The organism is Anabaena sphaerica FACHB-251, from assembly GCF_014696825.1.
Classification (GTDB): Bacteria; Cyanobacteriota; Cyanobacteriia; order Cyanobacteriales; family Nostocaceae; genus RDYJ01.
In genome coordinates this window covers 349,860-372,112 of sequence record NZ_JACJQU010000004.1, presented here as the reverse complement: position 1 = coordinate 372,112, position 22,253 = coordinate 349,860, and the positions used below count along the sequence as shown (strand labels likewise).

20 protein-coding genes are annotated in these 22,253 nt (G+C 39.4%); 5 read left to right on the top strand and 15 right to left on the bottom strand.

Features of this window, described 5'->3' with window-relative positions:
• The first annotated feature begins 166 nt into the window (after positions 1 to 166).
• Positions 167 to 805 carry a hypothetical protein gene (locus H6G06_RS10550; RefSeq protein ID WP_190559761.1) on the top strand — a complete coding sequence of 213 codons (639 nt, stop codon included), beginning with the start codon at positions 167 to 169 and terminating at the stop codon, positions 803 to 805.
• A 259-nt stretch (positions 806 to 1,064) separates the two neighbouring features.
• Here the strand turns inward: H6G06_RS10550 and H6G06_RS10545 are convergent, their stop codons facing one another.
• The 10 genes from H6G06_RS10545 to H6G06_RS10500 form a co-directional block, all read right to left on the bottom strand.
• Positions 1,065 to 2,435 carry a PrsW family glutamic-type intramembrane protease gene (locus H6G06_RS10545; protein WP_190559759.1) on the bottom strand — a complete coding sequence of 457 codons (1,371 nt, stop codon included), beginning with the start codon at positions 2,433 to 2,435 and terminating at the stop codon, positions 1,065 to 1,067.
• Positions 2,436 to 2,638: 203 nt separating this feature from the next.
• Positions 2,639 to 3,091, bottom strand: coding sequence for a nitrate reductase associated protein (locus H6G06_RS10540; RefSeq protein WP_190559870.1), 453 nt, complete (start codon positions 3,089 to 3,091; stop codon positions 2,639 to 2,641).
• A gap of 40 nt (positions 3,092 to 3,131) precedes the next feature.
• Positions 3,132 to 3,590 carry a phosphate-starvation-inducible PsiE family protein gene (locus H6G06_RS10535; protein WP_190559757.1) on the bottom strand — a complete coding sequence of 153 codons (459 nt, stop codon included), beginning with the start codon at positions 3,588 to 3,590 and terminating at the stop codon, positions 3,132 to 3,134.
• Between the two features lie 219 nt (positions 3,591 to 3,809).
• Positions 3,810 to 6,011 carry a molybdopterin oxidoreductase family protein gene (locus tag H6G06_RS10530; RefSeq protein ID WP_190559756.1) on the bottom strand — a complete coding sequence of 734 codons (2,202 nt, stop codon included), beginning with the start codon at positions 6,009 to 6,011 and terminating at the stop codon, positions 3,810 to 3,812.
• A 117-nt stretch (positions 6,012 to 6,128) separates the two neighbouring features.
• Positions 6,129 to 7,628 carry a NarK family nitrate/nitrite MFS transporter gene (locus tag H6G06_RS10525; protein WP_190559754.1) on the bottom strand — a complete coding sequence of 500 codons (1,500 nt, stop codon included), beginning with the start codon at positions 7,626 to 7,628 and terminating at the stop codon, positions 6,129 to 6,131.
• A gap of 121 nt (positions 7,629 to 7,749) precedes the next feature.
• Entirely contained in the window at positions 7,750 to 8,595 is an 846-nt protein-coding gene (locus H6G06_RS10520) for a nitrate ABC transporter ATP-binding protein (protein ID WP_190559752.1), read from the bottom strand.
• 140 nt (positions 8,596 to 8,735) lie between these two features.
• On the bottom strand, positions 8,736 to 10,712 hold the full coding sequence (locus H6G06_RS10515) for an ABC transporter ATP-binding/substrate-binding protein (RefSeq protein ID WP_190559750.1): 1,977 nt from the start codon (positions 10,710 to 10,712) through the stop codon (positions 8,736 to 8,738).
• A gap of 146 nt (positions 10,713 to 10,858) precedes the next feature.
• Positions 10,859 to 11,701 (bottom strand): nitrate ABC transporter permease, encoded by an 843-nt coding sequence (gene ntrB / locus H6G06_RS10510; protein WP_190559748.1) that lies wholly within the window; start codon positions 11,699 to 11,701, stop codon positions 10,859 to 10,861.
• Positions 11,702 to 11,830: 129 nt separating this feature from the next.
• Positions 11,831 to 13,156 (bottom strand): CmpA/NrtA family ABC transporter substrate-binding protein, encoded by a 1,326-nt coding sequence (locus tag H6G06_RS10505; RefSeq protein WP_190559746.1) that lies wholly within the window; start codon positions 13,154 to 13,156, stop codon positions 11,831 to 11,833.
• Between the two features lie 61 nt (positions 13,157 to 13,217).
• A complete protein-coding gene (locus H6G06_RS10500; RefSeq protein ID WP_190559743.1) occupies positions 13,218 to 14,786 on the bottom strand; it encodes a ferredoxin--nitrite reductase in 1,569 nt (522 codons plus the stop codon).
• Between the two features lie 419 nt (positions 14,787 to 15,205).
• On the opposite strand from H6G06_RS10500, the gene H6G06_RS10495 reads away from it, so the two are divergent.
• Entirely contained in the window at positions 15,206 to 15,502 is a 297-nt protein-coding gene (locus tag H6G06_RS10495) for a hypothetical protein (protein WP_190559741.1), read from the top strand.
• A 180-nt stretch (positions 15,503 to 15,682) separates the two neighbouring features.
• Here H6G06_RS10495 and H6G06_RS10490 read toward each other — a convergent pair whose 3' ends face one another.
• Positions 15,683 to 15,883: a DUF433 domain-containing protein gene (locus H6G06_RS10490; RefSeq protein WP_190559739.1), complete on the bottom strand. Its 201-nt coding sequence runs from the start codon at positions 15,881 to 15,883 to the stop codon at positions 15,683 to 15,685.
• Between the two features lie 425 nt (positions 15,884 to 16,308).
• Between H6G06_RS10490 and H6G06_RS10485 the strand changes: the two genes are divergently transcribed.
• From H6G06_RS10485 to H6G06_RS10475, 3 genes are all read left to right on the top strand, one after another.
• Complete coding sequence (locus H6G06_RS10485) at positions 16,309 to 16,749, top strand: QcrA and Rieske domain-containing protein (protein WP_190559737.1); 441 nt, start codon at positions 16,309 to 16,311, stop codon at positions 16,747 to 16,749.
• A gap of 244 nt (positions 16,750 to 16,993) precedes the next feature.
• The gene (locus H6G06_RS10480) at positions 16,994 to 17,935 is read left to right on the top strand and encodes a LysR family transcriptional regulator (protein ID WP_190559735.1); all 942 of its coding nucleotides are present in this window, start codon (positions 16,994 to 16,996) and stop codon (positions 17,933 to 17,935) included.
• A gap of 80 nt (positions 17,936 to 18,015) precedes the next feature.
• Positions 18,016 to 19,053 carry an anthranilate phosphoribosyltransferase family protein gene (locus tag H6G06_RS10475; RefSeq protein ID WP_190559733.1) on the top strand — a complete coding sequence of 346 codons (1,038 nt, stop codon included), beginning with the start codon at positions 18,016 to 18,018 and terminating at the stop codon, positions 19,051 to 19,053.
• 62 nt (positions 19,054 to 19,115) lie between these two features.
• On the opposite strand, the gene H6G06_RS10470 is transcribed toward H6G06_RS10475, so the two are convergent.
• From H6G06_RS10470 to H6G06_RS10455, 4 genes are all read right to left on the bottom strand, one after another.
• On the bottom strand, positions 19,116 to 20,051 hold the full coding sequence (locus H6G06_RS10470; protein ID WP_190559731.1) for an MBL fold metallo-hydrolase: 936 nt from the start codon (positions 20,049 to 20,051) through the stop codon (positions 19,116 to 19,118).
• A gap of 11 nt (positions 20,052 to 20,062) precedes the next feature.
• Complete coding sequence (gene panD / locus H6G06_RS10465) at positions 20,063 to 20,446, bottom strand: aspartate 1-decarboxylase (RefSeq protein WP_190559729.1); 384 nt, start codon at positions 20,444 to 20,446, stop codon at positions 20,063 to 20,065.
• A gap of 181 nt (positions 20,447 to 20,627) precedes the next feature.
• Positions 20,628 to 21,140 carry an inorganic diphosphatase gene (locus tag H6G06_RS10460; protein ID WP_190559727.1) on the bottom strand — a complete coding sequence of 171 codons (513 nt, stop codon included), beginning with the start codon at positions 21,138 to 21,140 and terminating at the stop codon, positions 20,628 to 20,630.
• A gap of 224 nt (positions 21,141 to 21,364) precedes the next feature.
• Positions 21,365 to 21,553, bottom strand: coding sequence for a TLTLP motif-containing protein (locus H6G06_RS10455; RefSeq protein WP_190559725.1), 189 nt, complete (start codon positions 21,551 to 21,553; stop codon positions 21,365 to 21,367).
• Positions 21,554 to 22,253: the final 700 nt, after the last annotated feature.

Genomic DNA, 22,253 nt, shown 5'->3' with positions numbered 1-22,253 from the left:
GGATAATAACCTTCTAACTCTTGCCTCCCGCCTTTTGCCTTCTTCTACTAACTAACGACTAATGACCAATGACCAATGACTAATGAATTGTTTTTGCGGAAATTTGAATCTTCCAGTTGTAGCTGTCAACAGAGTTAATTAATGCTAATTAATTGTGAGGTGAAACATGATTAATAAAATCAATGGTTTAGATACTTGCCAATTTTTACCATCGACAGTCGATTTAGAGTTATTAGAAGCACTACTACTACCTGAAGATGCGACTTATCCATGGAATCTAGCTGATCAAGAATCGGAAGCTTATTTTAATCAACTAGAGCAGCAGTTTGAATGTGAGGATTTACTAGCAGAAGACCTGACTGGGCGATCGCAAGATTTTTATCACAATCTAGACGAAATTTGGTCTCAAGTTTACCATTCTAAAACTGACCATGATGAACAGCCATCTAAAAGTCTAAAAGCATCTTTAGATAGTGCTTTTGCTGCCTCTGTTCCCTCAAGTTGGCTGAATGCGATCGCTCAAAAAGCATCGGAAATTATCAATTTAGAACAGTCTGCCAGTGAAAAACTAGTAGAATGTGTTCAAGCTTTGCTGCCAAATTGGGGAACAGACGACTTACTAGTTCTAGCCCGTCCTTTTGCATACTCCATGCGAAGTAACCAACAACAAAATCTGGCATCTATAATCAGCAATATTGAAAATCGAGAGTGGACAGGTTTATCGGAAATAGAACAGGCAAAAGTCAGTTTAGCGATCGCACATTATGCCTTCAAAGAAATCTCCAGCTTACAAGAAGAATCTTAAATTTCAGCCCTCATGAATGGGAGGGTATTAAAAGGAAGCAGTAATTATTTTCGATGGCGGCACGGTTGTTCTGTGTCTTAAAATCTTTTGCTGAACTTTCATTTTTTACTCATATTCCCTTCAGCATAGACTAATATATAGACTGATCGCAACGATTGAGACATCTATCCTAAGGCATAGAAAAGTAATTAAATAGTGTGGATAACAGGACACAGAAGGCACTGATAAAGGCACTGATAACTGAGAACTGATAAATGTTTTATTTGGGTTCAAGAAAGCGAGTAGCGAAATTTTGCGCTCGTGTTGGTGATAATACCCGTGCTTTGAGAATTGCCGCCATCAAAAAGGCATAAGATAAAACACCCACAACTACCAACAGCAGGGCATTAATAGAACCCGTAGCATTCCATAAGGCATGGAGGGCGGAGGCACTTAAATAACCAACCGAGAGAATCTGCCAACCCATTAAAGGCTTGAGGACGGCCAACCCGATAAAATAGCCCAAATATCCGCTGTAAGCCATGTGTCCAGCGACAGAACCTAAAATTCTGGGAATCAGTAGCTGCAAACCCACCAGTTGACCAGCACCCACTCCTGCTTGTTGGGTGACATTTTGGGTAATTACAGGCACATATTGACCAAGAGTTTCCAGCAAGGTAAAACCCACAGCAGAAGCAGTTCCCAAGAGAATACCATCTAGTGGTTCCCAAACTCCTATACGTTCCCGCCAGGGTGATGGCAATGAGTTACCTATGAAATATGCAGCTAATACTGGTAATGCCTTGAGAAATTCTTCCATCAACCCAGCGCCAAAAAACATTCGCACCAGTAATTCTGTGAAGGTAATCGAATCTTGAGATAAGGGTAGACTACCAGGCAAAATCACGCGAAATACAAAGATAAAAAAATCTAATAAAGGACTGAGCAAAATTAGCATTGTACTCAATGCCATAGCAATGAGTACCCACCAAGGCTTCTGTTTACCGCAAAGTCGGTAAACAAAGTAATAAGCAGCAGAGGCGATATAAGACCCTACAATTACTTGATTTGCTTGGGGATTGCCTACAGTACCGAACATTAACACTACGAAGATAACTGTTAATATTCCCGGTACAAGGTAGGCCTTGCGAGTTAAATCTTTTCCCGTGGAAATAATTGGAAATAGCTGTGTGAAACTAACTGAGTCATGCGGTGATTGCAGTTGCTTGTTTTTGGCAGAGGCTATTACTGTACCTTGATTAGCGGTCATGACTGTGGGTTGAGGTATGAATTCATACTCAAAAATGAATTGCGGACCATCAGCACCCAAAGAAATGTGATCTCCCTGGTGTAATTCCTGAGAACCTTGCAAAAGTTGACCATTTAAAAAAGTGCCATTGGCACTGTTTAAATCGCAAATAACCCAGCTGAACCTCTTATCTGGTGATAACGAGAGGGGACGAACTACTGCATGACGACGAGACACCATCCTGTACATCATGGCATCCAAGACAACTTGGCAGCTGGGGTCGCGTCCAATGACCATCTCTTGATTGGGAAGCAGCGAGTAGCGAGATTCTGGCCTGGAAGCTACTTCATTACTAGACACTAGCCGCAGAAATGCATTATGTCTTGCGTTTTTGCCTGTCATCGAGTTAGTGAGTGTGTCTGAACAAATTTTGAAAATGTTTGGTTAGTAGACTTAACCTTAGCCTTATGAACAGCAGCACCATTGATAAATACACTATAACTTCAGCAACCGTCGCTTTGCTCCAATTAAAAATACAAAATGCCAAATTCACGCTAATCCAGCAACAGATGTCAATTTATGGTAGTTTTACCACTGACCACTGACTAAATCAGATTAAATTCTGCCATTGCGTTGGGAAAGTTTTTGTTTTCATGTCCGGGACGACTAAGTTTAAGCAGAGCAAACCGTTGTAATGGAGTTAACATTTCCCACTGTTGTAACGTGATGGTAACACCTATTTCTTGTGCTTTTTCCTGAACGCTAGGTGGTACAGTTGTAGAATCCATCCAAGGGGGATGAGGCTCAATTGGTAATTTACTAGCTGGTTTGCCTGTATGTTCTAAAATTAATTTTTGTAGATACTCTTGGTAAAATTCAATCTCTGTTTCTGTTGAGCAGGGTAATTCAACTAAAGTGGTACGTTGTGATAAAGTTATCTGATTCCAATCAGACAATTTGAGTTTTATCCCACAGGTATCTAACTTACAACGTACCTGCATCGGTATGCAACGGAGAGCGTCAACAAAATCTGCTTCAAATTCAAAAAATTCGGTTATCATATAAAATTTGATATTTTAAACCTCATCTGGTAATTAGCTAATCTCTATTATGGGATTTGCTAGAACGAATTATTAAATAACTAATCGAGAGAGCAAGTATAGCAATTCCTAATCCTATAATATCAATTCCTGTTACTTTTTCTAAATCCAGAATAATAATTTTTCGGGCGATAGCAATTAAGGAGGTAACAATTACTAACTCAACCTGAAAAACGTGTTTTTTTAGATAAGCTGTGATATTTTCTAAAATTTCTAAAGCAATTAGAACATTTAAAAATAAACCAAATACCTTAAATAAAATGGTATTAAATTTACCGTAAGGTGCATCGAATAACTCTTTAACCAGAAAAATACTCAAATCTGCAATAGCCACAAAAATTACCAGCACCATCAAAATAGAGAGAATCTTAGAAACTACCACTTCGATGTTTTCAATGAAGTGCATGAAGTTATCATCGCTGGTCAAGGCTTTAATTTGCTTAAATAATCTCTTCATTAGTAGTGTCCCATGCTTCAATCAACATTCAAAAATAAACCCTCATTGAGACAATTGCTTTTTTGGTAATCAGACTTAAGCAGGTTTAACTGACAAAAGTCAATATAAAAACAGGCATTCAGGTGCTTATTTCTCCAAGTCAAGAATCAAAAAAAATAATTGTAACTATAGATTATTGACTCTATTGGCAATTCACTCTTGAGGAATTTACTTAGAAGCTTACCATTGTGAGGACTGAAGCTGATAATTTTTGGCTGTAGATTCTACAAAAATTGGGACTAGCTGCACAGCACAAGCTTTTAATTCTGGTTGGAGGGAATCAGGACAAGATTCTGAATGGGTGAGATTATTGGCTTCAGCATCATCAGCCCATAGCTTACCCCAGTGCATGGGGACAAAAACAGTACCAGGAGAAATAGCTTTTGTGACTTTAGCAGGAAACTTAGTTTTACCACGACGCGATCGCACTTCTAACCACTGATGATCAATAATTCCCAACGTCGCAGCATCACGGGGATGAATCTCAATAAACGGTTCCGGGTGCATTTGGCGAATTTTCTCAATTCTACCCGTGCGCGTTTGTGTGTGCCAATGTCCGTAAAGTCGCCCAGTAGTTAATACAAAAGGATAATTGGGATCAGGTGGTTCTGCGAGTCCTTTTGAATAATATGCGCCAAACCTAGCGCGTCCATCAGGGGTATGAAAACGTAAATCCGTGTAAAGACGTTTCCCCGCGTCCCTGCCTCTCCGCGTCCCTGCCTCCTCTTTTGGGTGTGGCCATTGAGTCGGTCCTTGTACTTGTAATTTTTGGTGACTCAAACCTGACATATCACAAGGACGGTGACGAGTTAATTGTACAAACTCCGCATAAACTTCCGCAGAATTATTAAAAGCGAACTTATCCTCAAAACCCAAGCGTCGTCCCACTTCTGCAAAAATTTCCCAATCTGGTTTTGCTTCCCTTGGTGGTTCACGAAAAGCTGAACACAGAGTTACTCTTCTTTCTGAATTAGTCATTATCCCAGTTTTTTCGCCCCACTGCGCCGCAGGTAATAAAACATGAGCATAAGCTGATGTTTCCGTAGGATAATAAGCATCTTGATATATAGTAAAAGGCGATTTTAACAATGCTTTTTTAGTGCGTTCTAAATCTGGCATACTCACAGCGGGATTAGTGGCAGCTATCCACAATAAACCCACATTTCCAGATTCCAAACCAGTAATCATATCCCAAGCTGTTAAACCAGCAACAGGTGAAATTTTACCTCTTTCTAAACCCCAAAAATCTTCAACTTCTGTGCGATGTTGTTCATTTTTTACCAGACGATAACCCGGCAACAAATGCGCTAAACCTCCCGCTTCCCGTCCTCCCATTGCGTTAGGTTGACCAGTGAGAGAAAAAGGGCCAGCACCAGGTTTACCTATTTGCCCCGTCATTAAATGTAAATTAATAATAGTTCTAACTTTAGCCGTACCTTCTGTAGATTGATTGACACCCATCGACCATAAAGAAAGTACAGATTTTGATTTTCCCCAATATTTAGCAGCAGTTTCTAAATCTGCAATACTAATACCACATCGACTAGCTACCACATCCGGCGAATAATGGCGAATTACTTCGGCATAAGCTGGAAAATTGCTTGTACAATCATCCATGAATAATGTATCAATGTAATTCCAGCGCATTAATAAATGAGCAATCCCATTTAACAAATCAATATCTGTACCAGGACGAATAGCTAAATGTAAATCTGCTGCTTCTGCGGTGGGAGTGCGACGAGGATCAACAACTACCATTTTCACATGACGATTTTTTTTATGATATTTTGCCAAACGGTTAAAAATAATCGGGTGACATTCTGCTGTATTTGTGCCAATTAAAAATGCACAATCAGTTAATTCCAAATCTTCATAACAGCAAGGAGGCCCATCAGCACCAAAACTTTGAATGTACCCAGACACTGCACTAGACATACAAAGACGGGAATTAGCATCAAAATTATTAGTACCTAAACAACCTTTGAGTAATTTTTGAGCAAGATAATAATCTTCAGTTTGAAATTGTCCAGAACCATACATACAGATAGAATCTGTTTCATCACCATTTAAGCGTAATGTTTGAATCCGTTGGGTAATTTTATCAAAGGCTTCATCCCAACTAACGCGACGAAATTCTTGTTTTAAAGAATCGCGCATCATTGGATAATTCAATCTATTTTTATCTAAAGATTCAGCAATAGTGGCACCTTTAACGCATACCATTCCTTGACTAGATGGATGTGATTTATCACCACGTACCCGCCAAGTTGGAGTTCCTTCACTATCTCGATTTGTGGCTTTTCCATGTTGGGCTGGTGGGGAAACTTCTAAACCGCAACCAACACCGCAATAAGGACAAAGTGTTTTTGTGAATTCATTCATGGTATTTATAATTTTTTTATTTCACGCAGAGACGCAGAGGCGCAGAGAGAATGAGGAAGGATGTGTGATTTTCAAAATTTCTTTGTGTTCTTACCTTTGTGCCTCTGTGTGAGAAAATTATTCTTCAGTTATTAATGCTGGTTGATGATTAATTGTTTCTTCTTCGCTTTCATTATCAGATGCAAATGAATCTTTTGGTTCTTTAAGGAAGAATGCACACATAAATGAGCAAATCATTGCCGCTATACCCATTGTGGCAAATAGGGTTGATGGGTCAGTTAAGCTGTATATTGTGAGATAAACTACGCCACCAAAGTTGCCGTAAGCGCCAACGTTTCCTGCTATTTGTCCAGTTGCTTCTTTTTTGATTAATGGGACTATTCCGTAAGTTGCACCACAACCTGCTTGAGCAAAGTAAGCAGCAAACATTGTTGCAGCAATTGCTAAGGGGATAGGCCAATCTTTGTTAATGAAGTGCGCCATCAAATAGCCAAAAGCAATCCCAGCGGAAACAATTGTCATTGTCCATTTACGAGATTTTAATTTATCAGAAATTAAACCTCCACTAGGACGAGAAACTAGGTTTAAGAAGGGATAGGTTGCGGCGATCATTCCGGCTACTACGTGTTCTAAACCAAAGGTTTTTTCAAAGAAGGAAGGTAGCATGGAAACGACTGCAAGTTCTGAACCAAAGTTGGTAATATAGGTAAATTCTAGTAATGCTACTTGACCAAATTGATAACGTTGATTTGCAGGGTATGTTTTTTGTCCAGTTAGTAATTCTTTATTGACTTGGTAAGCTTGATAACTTTGGTAAGCAAATAATCCTGCTAATGCCAACCAAGCTATATACATCTGACTGAGTGTAAGGAAGTGAATATTTTTTTGTTCTAAACGCCAAGCTAATAAGCCTAATGCGAAAATTAACCCGAAGTTAGAAACAATCATCGCCCAAAAGCTTTTGATCGATGTTACTTCTAAAGAGCCATTTTTCTTGGGTTTTTTATAAACTTTACCAATGGGTGTATCTTGAACGCTGTTGTAGTAGATTACGCCATAAATTCCGGCTATAATTCCTGTTAAGGCGATTGTTAATCTCCAGTTAGAACCACCACCACCTAAAAAGCTGGTTGCAATTGCAATTGTTGGTAAAGCAAATTCTGCTCCAAATGCTCCAAAGTTGCCCCAACCGCCATAAATACCTTGAGCAATTCCCATTTCTTTGGGAGGAAACCATTCCGCTACCATGCGGATACCAACAACAAATCCAGAACCGACTATTCCCATTAATAAGCGACTTATAACTAGTTGGTTAAAGTCTTGGGCTAATGCTGTTGCTAAACAGGGAATAACAGCAAACATCAATAACAGGGAATAGGTAATTCTGGGGCCAAATTTATCCAGTAACATTCCGATAATGATGCGGGCCGGAATTGTTAAAGCTAAATTACAGATACCTAAAGTTTTAATTTGTTCAGGTAATAAATTTAATTCTTTACCAATTGTGGTAGCGAAGGGCGCAAAGTTAAACCAACAGACAAAGGTGAGAAAGAAAGCAAACCAAGTCTGATGTAAAATCCGATAACGGCCTTTTAATGAAAATAATCCTTTTAGCATTTAAAGTTTCCTGTTGATTTATAATAGCTTGCATAGCGTAGCCATACTTACTTATTGAGGTAGGAAACGGGTAATTTTTCCCCATTTCCTGTGGCTTTTTCCCAATTACGAATTATGCCAATTACTCATCAACATGAGCGCAACGACGATAGAGAAAGTCTAGGGCGTAGTTTCGCAGGTTGTAATATTCTGGATTTTCCATGATGCGACGACGGTTGCGAGGACGAGAGAAGGGTATTTCTAAAACTTCGCCAATATTTGCCGCAGGGCCGTTTGTCATCATGACTAATTTGTCTGCTAAGAAAAGTGCTTCATCAATGTCATGGGTAATCATTAAAACTGTGACTTGATGTTCTGACCAAATTTGCAGTAGTTCTTCCTGTAATTCTTCTTTGGTGATGGCATCTAAAGCGCCGAAGGGTTCGTCTAAAATGAGGAGTTGGGGACGGATGGCTAAAGCACGAGCGATCGCTACTCGTTGTTTCATCCCTCCAGAAATTTGACTCGGTTTCTTTTGGGCTGCTTCTGTTAGTCCTACCATTGCTAAATGTTCTCTGACTATTGCCCGTTTTTCAGCTTGGCTTTTTTTGGGAAATACAGAATCAACAGCTAGGTAAACGTTATCAAAAACGTTTAACCAAGGTAGTAAACAATAGTTTTGAAATACCATCATTCGGTCTGGACCTGGTTCGGTGATGGGTTGACCTTGTAACCAGACAACACCGTTGGTAGGTTTATTAAACCCAGAAACCATGTTCAGGAGTGTTGATTTTCCACAGCCGGAATGTCCAATCAAACAAATAAATTCACCTTCACGTACTTTGAGGTTAATGTCATCTAGTACGGTGTAAGGCCCTTCGGAGGTGGGATAAATTTTATTAACACCTTCAATTACTAAAAAGTCTTCTTTTTTCTGAGTTCGTAATTGTTGGCTTTGGGTTTTGTTATGGAAATTTAATGTTGTCATGATTTTTTGGTAATGGGTAATTAGTAATGAATAATTGGGAGTTTATTATGTTACTTTGACCAATGACTAATGTAAGGGCGAAGCATTCGGAGAACAGTCTTTGGTAAAAACCGAGAATTTATCGCCCGAATGCTTCGCCCCTACGAAATAAATACTTCTTCAACCCGAAGTTGACGTTTGATTTCCAAACTTTTTAGATACTCTATTGGTTCTGAAGGATTAAAAACTTTGCCATCAAATAATTGAATTGGTTCTTCCCGTCCAATATCTAAAATGCCTCTTTCTCTTGCGGCTGCACCAAATATATCTGGACGACAAACTCTATCAATTACTTCTACCCAGTTTTTCGGGAAAGCTACTAAACCCCAACGGGCTAGTTGGGTTAAAATCCATAGCATTTCGTTACGGTCGGGATAGTTAGCTTTATTGAAATAAAACTGATGGGAAGTTTGGGTTTGTTGATGATGATTATGCTTGTAAGTATCTATTAAACCTGGACGAAGAAGGAGAGAATTACTACCAAGATAGTCAGGTTGAGAAATTAATGTGATAACTTCTTCCCGGTTGCGAATATCGTCGCAGTATTCACAAGCTGCTAATAGGGCTTTTACTAAAGCTAAATGTGTTTGGGGATTTTCCTGCGCCCAATCTTCTCGTACTCCTAATACTTTGTCTGGATGTCCATTCCAAAGTTCTGATGTAATAGCGGTGATAAAACCCACATTTTGATCAACTGCGTGAGAGTTCCAAGGTTCACCAACACAGTAACCATCTATTTTCCCGTCTTGGAGGGCGGTTAGCATCTCTTCTGGTGGAATTACCATCAAACTGACATCTACATCAGGTTGAATTCCAGACTCTGCTAACCAATAGCGCAATAACAGGTTTTGCATGGATGCAGGATGGACAATTCCCAAGGTGTGGGTTTTGTCTAAGTCAGCGTTGATGGTGGTTTGAAAGTCTGCTAGGTTTTTGACCCCAGCGTTGAGTAGTTCTTTGCTGAAGGTGATGGCGCTACCATTGCGGGAGAGGGTCATGGCTGTCACCATTGACACCGCATTTTTACCTCCTGCACCTAAAGTCATGGCTAGGGGCATACCTGCGACCATTTGGGCGGCATCAAGTTTGCTAGTTGCTACACCTTTGGCTATGTCTTTCCAGCTAGTTTCAGGGTTGAGGTTGACTTCTAAACCGTATTCAGCAAAGAAACCTTTTTCTTTCGCAACTATTAAGGGCGCGGCTTGGGTGAGGGGAATATAGCCAATTTCTAAATGAACTTTTTCTAAGTTATTGTTGGAAATAATTGCTGGTGCTGTGGGTTGTTTTTGGCGTTTTTTTGCTTGTTTTTGTTGGTTGAGGAAGTAGATTATTTGATTCCGCAAGTTGTAGTAACAGGGATTGTTAACTACTTCCAAACGTTGACGGGGACGGGGGATAGGAACTTCGAGGATTTGTCCAATGTGTGCTTCTGGTCCGTTGGTGAGCATAACGATGCGATCGCTCAACAATAGCGCCTCATCGACATCATGTGTCACCATCACACAGGTAATTCTGTGTTCATTACATATAGTCATTAATTGCGCTTGCAAATTACCCCTTGTCAGCGCATCCAAAGCGCCAAAAGGCTCATCTAGCAACAACAACTTCGGACGGGTAGCCAAAGCACGAGCGATCGCCACTCGCTGTTTCATCCCTCCCGATAACTCACTAGGACGCTTATTCGCCGCACGGCGCAGCCCTACCATATCGATATGTTCTTCTATAATTCCTCGACGTTCTCCCTTAGGTAGATTTTGATGTACTTCATCCACAGCCAAAGCGATGTTTTCCCGTACAGTGAACCAAGGAAGCAACGAGTAATTTTGAAAAACCACCATTCTATCTGGGCCTGGTTCTCTCACTTCCCGACCTTCCAACGTCACTCCACCAATACTGGCTTGATCTAACCCGGCAATAATGTTGAGTAAAGTGGATTTACCACAACCAGAATGTCCAATTAAAGAAATGAATTCACCTTGGGATATTTTCAACTCAATATTTTTTAAGGCGATATATTTACCACCATCGGGTAGGTTAAATATTCGGTCTACATGGTCAATTTCTAAAAAAGTATTCATGGGTAATGCGTGATTGGTGATTAGGAATAATTCAGATCCCCGACTTCTTTTTGAGGGTGTGATTAAATTATGAATTGATGTGCTAAGTCGGGGATCTTGGAATAATGAATTACGTTTACGTAGCGTGCCGGAGGAACTATTACAAATTATTTTTGTTCTGTTGTGACAACCTTTTGGGCAACAAAAGCCACCATTCTATCTAAAACTAATCCCACCAAACCGACATATACTAACGCGATAATAATCTCACTCAAATTAGTTTCTGTAGTTGTGTTATAAGCATCCCAAATAAAAGAACCAATACCCACACCACCAACTAACATTTCTGCTGCGACAATTGCCAACCAAGATAAACCGATACCAATTCTCAAACCCGTGAAAATATAAGGAACAGTTGCCGGAAACACAATTTTTAAGAAATAATTTTCCTTACGCAAACGCAAAACACGAGCCACATTTACATAATCTTGGGGAATATTCTGCACACCCACAGTTGTATTAATCACAATCGGCCAAATCGAAGTAATGAAAATTACGAAAATTGCCGATGGGTTAGCTTGTTGAAAAGCTGCTAAAGAAATTGGCAACCAAGCTAAAGGAGGGATAGTTCTTAATACCTGAAAAATCGGGTCTACAGCATTATACAGAAATGTATTAGAGCCAATTAATATTCCTAAAGCAACCCCTACAACTGCTGCTAGAGAAAAACCTAAAGCAACCCGTCCTAAACTGGTCAATATCTGCCAACCTAAACCCTTATCACTGTCACCATTATCGAAAAAAGGATGAATAACAAAAGGGTCCCAAGTTTCACGAATTGTTTCTATCGGACCAGGTAATTGAAAACCCGGAATTAAACAAAGTAATTCCCACAACATCAAAAAAATAAATAATCCAAACAGCGGCGGTAGAACCTTATTGATCAAAAATTTATTAATAGCCTTCTGCTGTTTACTAATAATTCTACGACTTCCCACAATAGCAGCCATTTATTTCTCCTAAGTAAATTATTAAAAATCTCTTTTCTTGCTCTTCTCTGCGTCTCTGCGTGAGCCTCAAAAGTCTCATTAATCTAGTAGATATTGTTGGGTGGCGCTGTCGCTTAACCCAACCTACAATTACACCTTCTTAATTTGCAAACTCTTTAAATATTCCTCTGGTTTTTCTGGATCGAACTTCACACCATCAAAAAATGTTTCTACACCACGAGAAGAACTGGCTGGAATTTCCGCAGCAGCTACACCCAAAGCCTTAGCAGCTTGTTTCCATAAATCTTCTCTATTTACCTGCTCAACTATTTCCTTCACCTTGGTATCTTTAGGTAAATAACCCCAACGAATTTCTTCAGTTAAAAACCAAGTATCATGACTCTTATAGGGATAGGAAGCATTATCAGCCCAATACTTCATCCGATATGCGGAGTTTTTCTCCTTGCGTCCATCACCATAGTCAATATTACCTTTAGCCCGTTCTAAAATGTCAGATGCCGCAACATTAAAGTATTTTCTATCAGCGCAGATTTTACACATTTCTTCTTTATTTTCTGCCTGATCACACCATTGTTGTGCTTCCATAATTGCCATTAACAATGCTTGTGTAGCATTTGGATTTTTATCAACCCAATCTTTACGCATTGCAAAGGCTTTTTCTGGATGATTATTCCATAATTCACCTGTAGATAAAGCTGTATAACCTAATTTTTGGCTGACCAATTGAGCGTTCCAAGGTTCACCTACACAAAAAGCATCAACAGTCCCAACTTTCATATTTGCCACCATTTGTGGTGGTGGTACTGCTTCCAAAATTACATCTTGATCAGGATTAATACCGCCAGCAGCTAACCAATAACGCATCCATAAATCGTGAGTACCACCGGGAAAAGTCATGGCAACTTTGATGGATTTTTTATCAGCTTTGGCTTTATTTACCGACTCTTTAAGTGATTTACTTTGTAAACCAACTTTCAAATCTTTGAATTTTTCAGCAACTGAAATGGCTTGACCATTGATATTTAACCGCGCCAAAAGATACATTGGTACTTTATCATTTATGGTCAGAAGATAGGGCATGGGTGTAAGAATATGTGCGCCATCAATACCACCACCAGATGAGCCAATTTTTAAGTTATCGCGGGTGACTGGCCAAGATTTCTGTTTGCTGACTTCAACATCTGTCATCCCATATTTAGCAAAGAAGCCTTTTTCTTTAGCAATAATTAAGGGTGCAGAATCTGTTAAAGCAATAAATCCTAATTTGGCTGTGGTTGTTTCTACTTTTGGGGCATTAGTAACTGTGGAATTGTTAGCCAGTTTTGTATTAGACGAAGCAGCACTATCTGTTGTAGCTGACTTAGAGTTACTGGATGAACAACCGTGTACCAAGATAGAAGTTGCTGCTGCTACGCTTGAGGTAATAATAAATTTTCTGCGAGAAATATTGCTCATTGTTAACTCTTAGTCAGGTTTAATTATGATTTGCGATTATGTCTGGATTGTGGCGCTTGATTTAATGGGAAATTAAAGCTTGTTCCCTAATTTTTGCGCCAAATTTCTGAATGAGTAAATCTCTTAAGACAGGTTGCAAGTCTTCACAGGGAATACTTTTTTGTACACAAGTTCCTAAATGTGCGTCTTTCCCAACTTTGCCACCCATGTAAATATCCACACCTTCTGCCATTTGTCCATTTTTACGAACTTTAGTTCCCATTAAGCCAATATCTGCTACTTGGGGTTGTCCACAAGAATTAGGACATCCTGTCCAATGAATTCGCACGGGATGAGATAAAATTAATTCAGATTCCAATGATTTAATCATTGCTAAGGCGCGATTTTTGGTTTCTATTAATGCAAAGTTGCAAAATTGTGCGCCAGTGCAGGATACTAATGATCGCATTAATAAACCAGGATTAACTGCAAATTTGTCTAATATTGGTTCTGTGAAAAATGTTGTTAAACTGGTATCGGGAATATTGGGAATAATGATATTTTGCTCTACCGTAAACCGGATTTCTCCACTTCCATAAACTTCGGCTAATCGGGCAATTTCAAACATATCATCAGCATACAATCTCCCGACGGGTATATTTAGACCTGCGTAGTTCAATCCAGGTTGTTTTTGTTGATATATCCCCACGTGATCACGCTTTTCCCAGTCAATTTCATCTTTGGCTGCTGCGGGTAATAATGATTTACCAAAACGCTTTTCTACTTCAGCGCGAAATTTTTCTATACCCCATTCATCAAGTAGCCACATTAAACGGGCTTTTTGTCTATTTGCGCGTAAGCCATGATTTCGGAAAATCTCAACAATGACTTGGCATAATGAGACAACTTCTGTAGGAGATACCCAAACATTTAGAGGAATAGCAGCTTCACAACGTTTTGCTGAAAATAAGCCGCCGACAATGACGTTAAAACCAAATATTGGTACTTGATCTGGATTTCCCCAAAAAGCGGGAATAAAGGCTAAATCGTTAATTTCTGCGTGAACTGAATTATCCCTTCCTCCGGTAATTGCAATATTAAATTTGCGGGGAAGATTGCTGAATTCTGGATTACCTTCACCGCTGTTAGTAAGCATATCTTGGATTTGCTGCACCAATTCCCTGGTATCATACAACTCATCAGCATCCAAACCTGCTACGGGATCACCTGTAATATTGCGGACGTTATCCATCCCGGATTGAATGGTGGTTAACCCAACTTTGTGAAATTTATTAAAGATATCTGGAATATCTTCAATATTGATCCCGCGTAGTTGTATATTCTGTCTGGTGGTAATATCGGCGCTGCCATTTTCACCGTAACGCTGTACCACTTCCGCTAAAGCAGACATTTGATTGCTGGTGAGAATACCGTTAGGTAAACGCATCCGCATCATAAATTTACCGGGAGTCACTGGACGGAAGAATACACCTAACCATTTTAGGCGATGGTTGAGGTCGTTTTCGTCCATTGCTTCCCAACCGATGTGGGCAAAATTTTCTATTTCGTCTTTAACTGCAAGTCCGTCTTTTTCAGCTTTGAATTTCTCGAATTTATTGAGTTTTTCGGTGGTAGTTGCTGTTTCTGTCATGGGCTGTTTTCTGGGGAACAGGACTTAATTAATTGTGTATCCGTGTTCTTATCGGTTCTGTACTTGCCACTTTGAGGAAATAACTGTTAGTAGTTTCCGCTTGGTGGTTGTAACAATTTCGATATTGTTAAGTTAAGGTGAATTTTCATAACAATTCGTATAGCTTGTTACGAAATTTGCATAGCTATGCAGAAACCGGATATCAGAGTTGCGGTTTTTGCATAATAGATTGTTGGCGTTGCATAAATGCGGGATGAATTGGCGGTTGAAACCATTGAAAATTCGTTCTAAATTGGGCGAAATCATCCCATGATCCAGCAACGCCAGATTGTTTTCTATGGGTGAAAGCGAGGATAACAAGTAACCGTTAAAAATTTGATAAAATATGAATAAATGATTGTTTAAATGGAGGAAATATTATGCTATTAACTGAAAATCAACAAGAATCTATGAAAACAAGAATCGAGAAAATCGTAAATATTTTGATGGAAGAACGTCCTTTATTTAAGGAAGAACTAAATGCAGAGGAAATGGTTCAAGAGTTATGTAACCTATTTCAGCAAAACTTACCTATTGAGGAGTTTAATAGTATGGAGGACCAGGAATTGAAAAAACATTGTAGCGGAATTATGGTATTAGAAGCAGTTGCAGGGACATTAAATGAATTAACTCCCGAACAATTAGCGATTTTTGATGAAATGATTAAACGGAAATAAAGAACATGGCGTATTTATTAGATACAAATATTGTTTCCTTAGCACTGAGAAATAATTTGCAAGCGATTATAAATCGCGGCTACACAGACAAAACCCACCTTCGTGGGTTCAGAAGCCTTGATTTTTCATTAGTCCACGAAGGTGGACTGCGCTTGTGTAGTAGCGAATTATATTCGCTTTTCAAACATCCTCTAAAGCCGCATAGACATCAGATAAAGTAATACTAGGATAATGGTAGATAATTTCATCAGAAGACATTCCCATTTGTTCATGCCAAATCACAATATCCTGAACTCGGATACGATGTCCAGCAATGCGCGGTTTTCCTCCACAAATACCAGGAGTGATTTCGATATGTTCTTTGATGATGTTAATGGACATATTATTAATTAAATTATTTAGGCTCTCCCAGACTAGACATGAAAACTTAATAATAATACTTGCTTGAATTCATTATGTAGCGAGAGATTCAATAAAATTAAAATTTATTTTTATTAAATCTGTTGTTTTTAGGACTTACGCAAGATAGGACTGAAAGCCTTATTCTTGCGTAGGGGTAATTCATGAATTACCCCTACTTTCGTGCTGTTTTGCGTAAGTCCTGGTTTTATATTGATACACTCCTTGCATCACAATGTTTTCAACCATTATTTTTTATTAAATTATCATACCCAGTCTAGGAGAGCCATTATTTATAGTAATTAAATCACTACAAATTAAGTTCTTTAATATTCCATAATGACAGTTTAAAAATTATCAGTAATAATGATTGAGAGTTAAAAATAAAACCATAAATTACAACATCTATGAAACGTCGTGAATTTTTGAATTGGGTAGGTTTAGGTTTATTAGCAAGTTCCTTACCTGTCGCACTTGCAGCCTGTTCTACCGACACAACCACAACAGCATCTTCCCCTTCTCAGGCTGCTACTCAAGACTGGCAGAAGGTAGGTACTGTGACAGAATTAAACAAGACTGGGCAACTATTAGTACAAGATTCTCCAGTGGGTGCAGTATTGGTAGTCGGTACATCCAAAACTGCCAAAAATTTGATTGCTGTTAATCCTACTTGTACTCACAAGGGTTGTACAGTTGCATGGAAAACTGATAAAAATCAATTTGTTTGTCCTTGTCATGATGCAGAATTTAGTGGTGATGGCAAGGTACAAGAAGGGCCAGCCGAAAAACCACTGAAAACTTACATAGCTAAGATTGAAAGCGGTGCTGTGTTTGTTAAACCAACTTAATACATCCGATTGTTGGTAAATAAAGTGCAAAATTTCCATCAAAAAATGGCTTACGCTGCGCTATCAAGCATCAAGCTGTCTTTACTCCTCTACAGGTTCAGTAGTGCTAAACTCCTAGTGACTTCTAAATAATGCTCCTCTACTGCCAATTAATTCTAAAATTTGTATCAAAATCTACTAAACTGAGGAGATAAATTCCTTTAGGGAATGACAGCCTTAAATTTAATTCAGGCTACTACTTAAAATGCGTCTAGAGCAGTTGCAAGCTTTTTTAGCGATCGCGCAAACGGGCAGTTTTCAACAAGCAGCAAGACAGTGTGGTGTTACTCAATCGACTATCAGCAGACAAATTCAGGGATTAGAAGCAGATTTGGGGGTAGAACTGTTTCATAGAACAAATCATGCCAAACTGACACTAGGCGGTGAAAGGTTGCTACCCCGTGTCCGCAAAATTTGCCAAGAATGGGAAACTGCTACACAAGAGTTGGCGGATTTAGTAGCGGGAAAACAGCCAGAATTGTGTATTGCGGCTATTCATTCGGTGTGTGCGTCTTACTTACCACCAGTTCTGCAAAAATTTTGTCATAATTATCCAGATGTGCAGTTGCGTGTAACATCATTAGGTAGCGATCGCTCTCTGAAAGTTCTCAAAGACGGCTTGGTAGATTTGGCAATTGTCATGCATAACCGCTTTTTAATCACTGGTAGAGAAATGGCGGTAGAAGTACTATATGAAGAGCCGATAGAAGTTTTAACCGCAGCTAATCATCCCCTAGCGCAGCATGAAGCTATCCCTTGGTCAGATTTAATTCAATATCCACAAGTGGTATTTAAAGATGGATATGGGATGCAACGCCTCATCCAAGATAGATTTGAGCGACTAGAAGCCACACTACACGCAGCTTTGGAGGTAAACACCTTAGATGCTTTTCGGGGAGTAGTCCGTCAAGGGGAACTAATTGCTTTGCTACCCCAGTCAGCATTAATAGAAGCAAGATGTGACCCTAGTTTGGCAGTTCTTCCTCTAGCCTGCAACACTAATTTAGCTGATAATTCGAGCTTGACCCGTCGGGTAGTTATGGTAACAACTCAAGACCGTCTCCAAATTCCTCCTATTCAGCACTTTTGGCAACTAGTTAAGGAAAACATTCCCCCGCAACTTGACCAAAAACTTTCTGCTTCTTGATAGGGAAGATGGGGACTGGGGACTAGGAAATTTCCCTAATAACCAATGACCAATGACCAATGACTAATGACTAATGACTAATGTCTAATATATTTAGAGAATTATTAAAAAAAGTAGGTAGCGGCAGCCACACGTCTGAGAGTTTAACTCGTGCGGAAGCTGCTGCTGCTATGAAAATGATGTTGTTGGGTGAAGCGACACCAGCGCAAATTGGCGCATTTTTGATTGCTCACCGCATCAAACGTCCAACTGGTGAAGAGTTAGCGGGAATGTTGGATGCTTATGAAGAATTGGGTCCAAAGCTGCAACCCATCAATACTAATAAAAAACCTGTAATAGTTTTAGGTATACCCTATGATGGTAGAACTCGGACTGCACCAATTAATATTATTACGGCTTTATTATTAGCATCTGCGGGACAACCTGTAATTATGCACGGAGGCGATCGCTATCCGACAAAATACGGTTTACCTTTAATTGAAATTTGGCAAGGTTTGGGAGTAGATTGGACAACTCTATCACTAGGACAAACTCAGCAAGTATTTGAGCAAACAGGAATTGGTTTTGTTTACACACCACAGCATTTTCCATTAACTCAAGCTCTTTGGCAATACCGTGATCAACTTGGTAAGCGTCCACCATTAGCGACAATGGAGTTAATTTGGTGTCCTTACGCTGGTGATGCTCACATCATTGCCGGTTTTGTCCATCCACCTACAGAAACCATGTTTCAGGTAGCTTTAGGATTGCGTGGAACAACAAAATATACTTTTGTGAAAGGTTTAGAAGGTAGTTGTGACTTACCGCGCGATCGCACTGCCATTATTGGCTTATCTTCATCAAAAACACAAGAATTGGCACGGTTACACCTCGTACCCCGTGAATATGGCTTTACCACCAAAAACGTCCCCCTTGGTACTACAGAAGAACTAATCAAAGATATGCACTCCGTTATGGCTGGAGAACCAAGTGAACTAATGCAAACAGCCTTATGGAATGGCGGTTTTTACCTATGGCATAGTGGCATTTGTCCAGATATTCAAGCTGGTGTAGACCAGGCCAGAGAATTATTTAGCAGTGGTGTAGTAGCTGCTAAACTGCAAGAACTAATTTGGTAATTGGTAATTGGTAATTGGGAAAAATCTTCTCCCTTACTCCCTGCTCCCTTTCGGCTTCACTGTCACCTGTCACCTGTCACCTGTTCCCTCTTCCCTACAGGTAATATCATACCTTCATAAGCTAGTAACACCTTGGGAAGAGCAGACTTAACTTCGTCTTGAATTTTGTCCAGAAAATCATCATCATCATCTGGGTGATGGTGAGATATCACCAATTTTTTCACACCAGCAGCTTGAGCTAAATCCACTGGAGTTTTCCAGAGTAATTCAGCATATTCATGATTTTTATCGGTCGGTGGAGTATAGGTAGCATTGACAACCAATAAATCAACATCTTGAATAATTAGTAAAATCTGGTTTTGCTCTTCTAGATCAAGACTCTTGTGTAAATCTGTCGCGTAGGCAATGCTATAGTCTCCCCAACTCACCCTGTAGCCAATTGATCTCTGAGCTTTATTAATTAAGGCTGTTTTAATTTTTACTTCACCTAGTTCCACTGCATTGCCAGGAATCAAATTATAAAAAAGCAACTCTGACTGCATCACCTGTAAAGGGTAAGGAAAGTGAGGTTGGAGCATCTGATCACACAGGCATTGTTTGATTGATGCACCATTTGAAGCTGCTGTACCGTAAATATGAAAGCAATTATCGGCAACAAATGCCGGAGCAAAAAAGGGAAATCCTTGGATACGGTTGGATTGGCAGTTAGTAAAAAATAAATGGGCTTCTAGTGGCTCTTGTTGTTGTTGTTGTTGTTGCCACATTTTCCCCAAGATGCGTAAGCCAGTACCTCCATCAAAAATTAAGCGTTGCCCTGCTACATATATTTCTATACAAGCAGTATTACTACCATAGCGGCAGGTATGACTGTTTGGGGTGGGTATTAAACCACGGACACCCCAAAATTTAACCCAAAACTCCCCAGCAAGGTAATTAAGCGGAGGAGTTAATTCATCATTGACGTAGCTTTGGGAATCAGAACGCTCAATATTTGACATTTTCCTTGAAATTAGAGCTTACTGAGCAGATCATCGTAGTTTCGTACTTCCAACATCCGGTTTTTTTCGTCCACAATGACAACTGTAGGAGAGTAATGTTTTAACTCCTCTAGTGTAAACTGCCCGTAAGTCATTATAATCAAGCGATCGCCGATAATGCCTAGACGTGCGGCCGCTCCATTTAACTCAATTACTCCTGAGTTAGCTGGAGCCGGAATTGCATAAGTAATAAAACGCTGACCATTAGCATTATTCACTACTTGTACTTGCTCATAAGGTAAAATACCAGCTTTATCTAAAAGAACTTGATCAATGCTGATACTACCCACGTAGTTAATATTTGCCCCCGTGAGGGTACAGTTATGAATTTTAGCCAAAAGGAGAGTGCGCTGCATTTAGTTTTGGGTTGTTCCGCAACAACCGGGAGTAGTTTGATTCTATTTAGCCGATTTATGGGTCATTGTTGAAATTGTAACATCGGTAACGGGTAATTGGTAATTGGTAATTGGTAATTGGTTTATTAACCTCTCCATCTCTCCATCTCCCCAGTCCCCGATCCCCATTACCCATCATCTATTATTTTTTAGCAGCCGCGATGAATTTCTCTACTAAGGGTTGAACCCTCTCTGCATCTTGCCAACCGAGAATTTGTGTCACCTTCTTTTCCAGATTTTTATAAGAACGGAAAAATTCGGCGATTTCTTCCAAGCGGTGGGGAGCTATATCCTTGAGGGATTTTACATGGGCATAGCGTGGATCTTTGTCGGGAACACAAAGAATTTTTTCATCGCGATCGCCACCGTCAATCATTTCCAAAAAACCTATTGGTCTTGCAGCAATGATGCAACCTGGAAAGGTTGGTTCATCCATTATTACCATACCATCCAGCGGATCGCCATCATCAGCTAAGGTATTGGGTATAAAGCCATAGTCATAAGGGTATTTTACTGAAGAATAAAGTACACGGTCTAAGGCAAAAGCTTGTAAGTCCTTATCGTACTCATATTTATTTTTACTCCCGCCTGGAATTTCAATCAGAACATTAATTACACCCGGTTTAGGTTGGGCAGGAATAAGAGATAAATCCACAACAAAACTCCTTTGCTAACAGTTAATCTAGGTAGAACCCAGTTTGGTTCCCCGTGTAAGATTTTAGGACAATTGTGCATCTGTTCCCAAAATCTTTGTCCAAAAAACGCAGACCCCTGACTTCTTTAAGAAATCGGGGATCTTGTTGTCTGGCTAAGGCCATGCTGCGCCATCACGTTTAATTTAGAATTGCTATAGCACAATTAAACTTAGTTTAAAAACTATTACTTTTGGCTTCTGGTTAAGTGGTAAGTCAGGTTTTGCTGATAATTCTGAACATTAGGTGAAGAATAGTGGGAAATAATAAATACCGGTAGGGTAAGGGTTACGAGAGCGATCGCAGTTCCCACAATGTCTGCCAAACGTTGGGAATATGTATCGGGAGTATTGGCAGACTGGCTATTTGAATTCATACAAAATTCTGGTTGTTCCTATCACTTCTAGTTACACTCTCCAAAAAGAGAGTCTCATTCCTATTTTAGCTATTTTTCTCAGGTAAAGTCTGTAGCTTTTAATAAGCTTATCCAGTTCCAAAAGTGGAACAGAAGGTTTTTATACATGGTATTTTTGTTACAGATGAAATATCAATCATTTTATCCTTGATTGGGTAACTAATATTTTCACAAAATGCCTTGATTTATATCAGTATTACCTGATTTAGTGATCACGGTCACAGAATTATTAATTACTTTGTGCATTTAACTTCACGTTTGACTATTCAAGTAGGTTAATCTGAAGTTTTCTTCAGTCTAACACCTGAAAATGCTTGTGTTTAGGTTAATTGAGCCGTTATTCTGAGGTTTGATTCACCAGAAGATTAGCTAAACCTACCCAAAGCATATTTGGTATTTTCAATCGCTCAACTGTAGATACAGTTAAGGATACGAGTATTCCGGAAAATTACAATAAGTGTCACCAGAGACGGAGTTTTATCTCGTTATCTCGTTGCCAGTGTCTAAGTGGGAATATTGTCCAGAGACTCTGCTTCTACCTAAAGGTATATCCTTCTAAAATTCATTTCCATACCATACAGAGTATGAGAACGAGAAATCAAATATAACCTTTGAATCCATTAATTTTCACCATAAAAAAAGATACCCCTTTTATTTGAAA

Excerpts from the sequence above, each read along its gene's own strand:
- H6G06_RS10530 (WP_190559756.1), bottom strand. The coding sequence starts at position 6,011 with ATGAATGAATTCACAAAAACACTTTGTCCTTATTGCGGTGTTGGTTGC.
- H6G06_RS10495 (WP_190559741.1), top strand. The coding sequence starts at position 15,206 with ATGCTATTAACTGAAAATCAACAAGAATCTATGAAAACAAGAATCGAG.
- H6G06_RS10500 (WP_190559743.1), bottom strand. The coding sequence starts at position 14,786 with ATGACAGAAACAGCAACTACCACCGAAAAACTCAATAAATTCGAGAAA.
- H6G06_RS10545 (WP_190559759.1), bottom strand. The coding sequence starts at position 2,435 with ATGACAGGCAAAAACGCAAGACATAATGCATTTCTGCGGCTAGTGTCT.
- H6G06_RS10515 (WP_190559750.1), bottom strand. The coding sequence starts at position 10,712 with ATGAATACTTTTTTAGAAATTGACCATGTAGACCGAATATTTAACCTA.
- H6G06_RS10490 (WP_190559739.1), bottom strand. The coding sequence starts at position 15,883 with ATGTCCATTAACATCATCAAAGAACATATCGAAATCACTCCTGGTATT.
- H6G06_RS10505 (WP_190559746.1), bottom strand. The coding sequence starts at position 13,156 with ATGAGCAATATTTCTCGCAGAAAATTTATTATTACCTCAAGCGTAGCA.
- H6G06_RS10455 (WP_190559725.1), bottom strand. The coding sequence starts at position 21,553 with ATGAATTCAAATAGCCAGTCTGCCAATACTCCCGATACATATTCCCAA.
- H6G06_RS10520 (WP_190559752.1), bottom strand. The coding sequence starts at position 8,595 with ATGACAACATTAAATTTCCATAACAAAACCCAAAGCCAACAATTACGA.
- ntrB (WP_190559748.1), bottom strand. The coding sequence starts at position 11,701 with ATGGCTGCTATTGTGGGAAGTCGTAGAATTATTAGTAAACAGCAGAAG.
- H6G06_RS10470 (WP_190559731.1), bottom strand. The coding sequence starts at position 20,051 with ATGTCAAATATTGAGCGTTCTGATTCCCAAAGCTACGTCAATGATGAA.
- H6G06_RS10525 (WP_190559754.1), bottom strand. The coding sequence starts at position 7,628 with ATGCTAAAAGGATTATTTTCATTAAAAGGCCGTTATCGGATTTTACAT.
- H6G06_RS10485 (WP_190559737.1), top strand. The coding sequence starts at position 16,309 with ATGAAACGTCGTGAATTTTTGAATTGGGTAGGTTTAGGTTTATTAGCA.
- H6G06_RS10535 (WP_190559757.1), bottom strand. The coding sequence starts at position 3,590 with ATGAAGAGATTATTTAAGCAAATTAAAGCCTTGACCAGCGATGATAAC.
- H6G06_RS10480 (WP_190559735.1), top strand. The coding sequence starts at position 16,994 with ATGCGTCTAGAGCAGTTGCAAGCTTTTTTAGCGATCGCGCAAACGGGC.
- H6G06_RS10550 (WP_190559761.1), top strand. The coding sequence starts at position 167 with ATGATTAATAAAATCAATGGTTTAGATACTTGCCAATTTTTACCATCG.
- panD (WP_190559729.1), bottom strand. The coding sequence starts at position 20,446 with ATGCAGCGCACTCTCCTTTTGGCTAAAATTCATAACTGTACCCTCACG.
- H6G06_RS10475 (WP_190559733.1), top strand. The coding sequence starts at position 18,016 with ATGTCTAATATATTTAGAGAATTATTAAAAAAAGTAGGTAGCGGCAGC.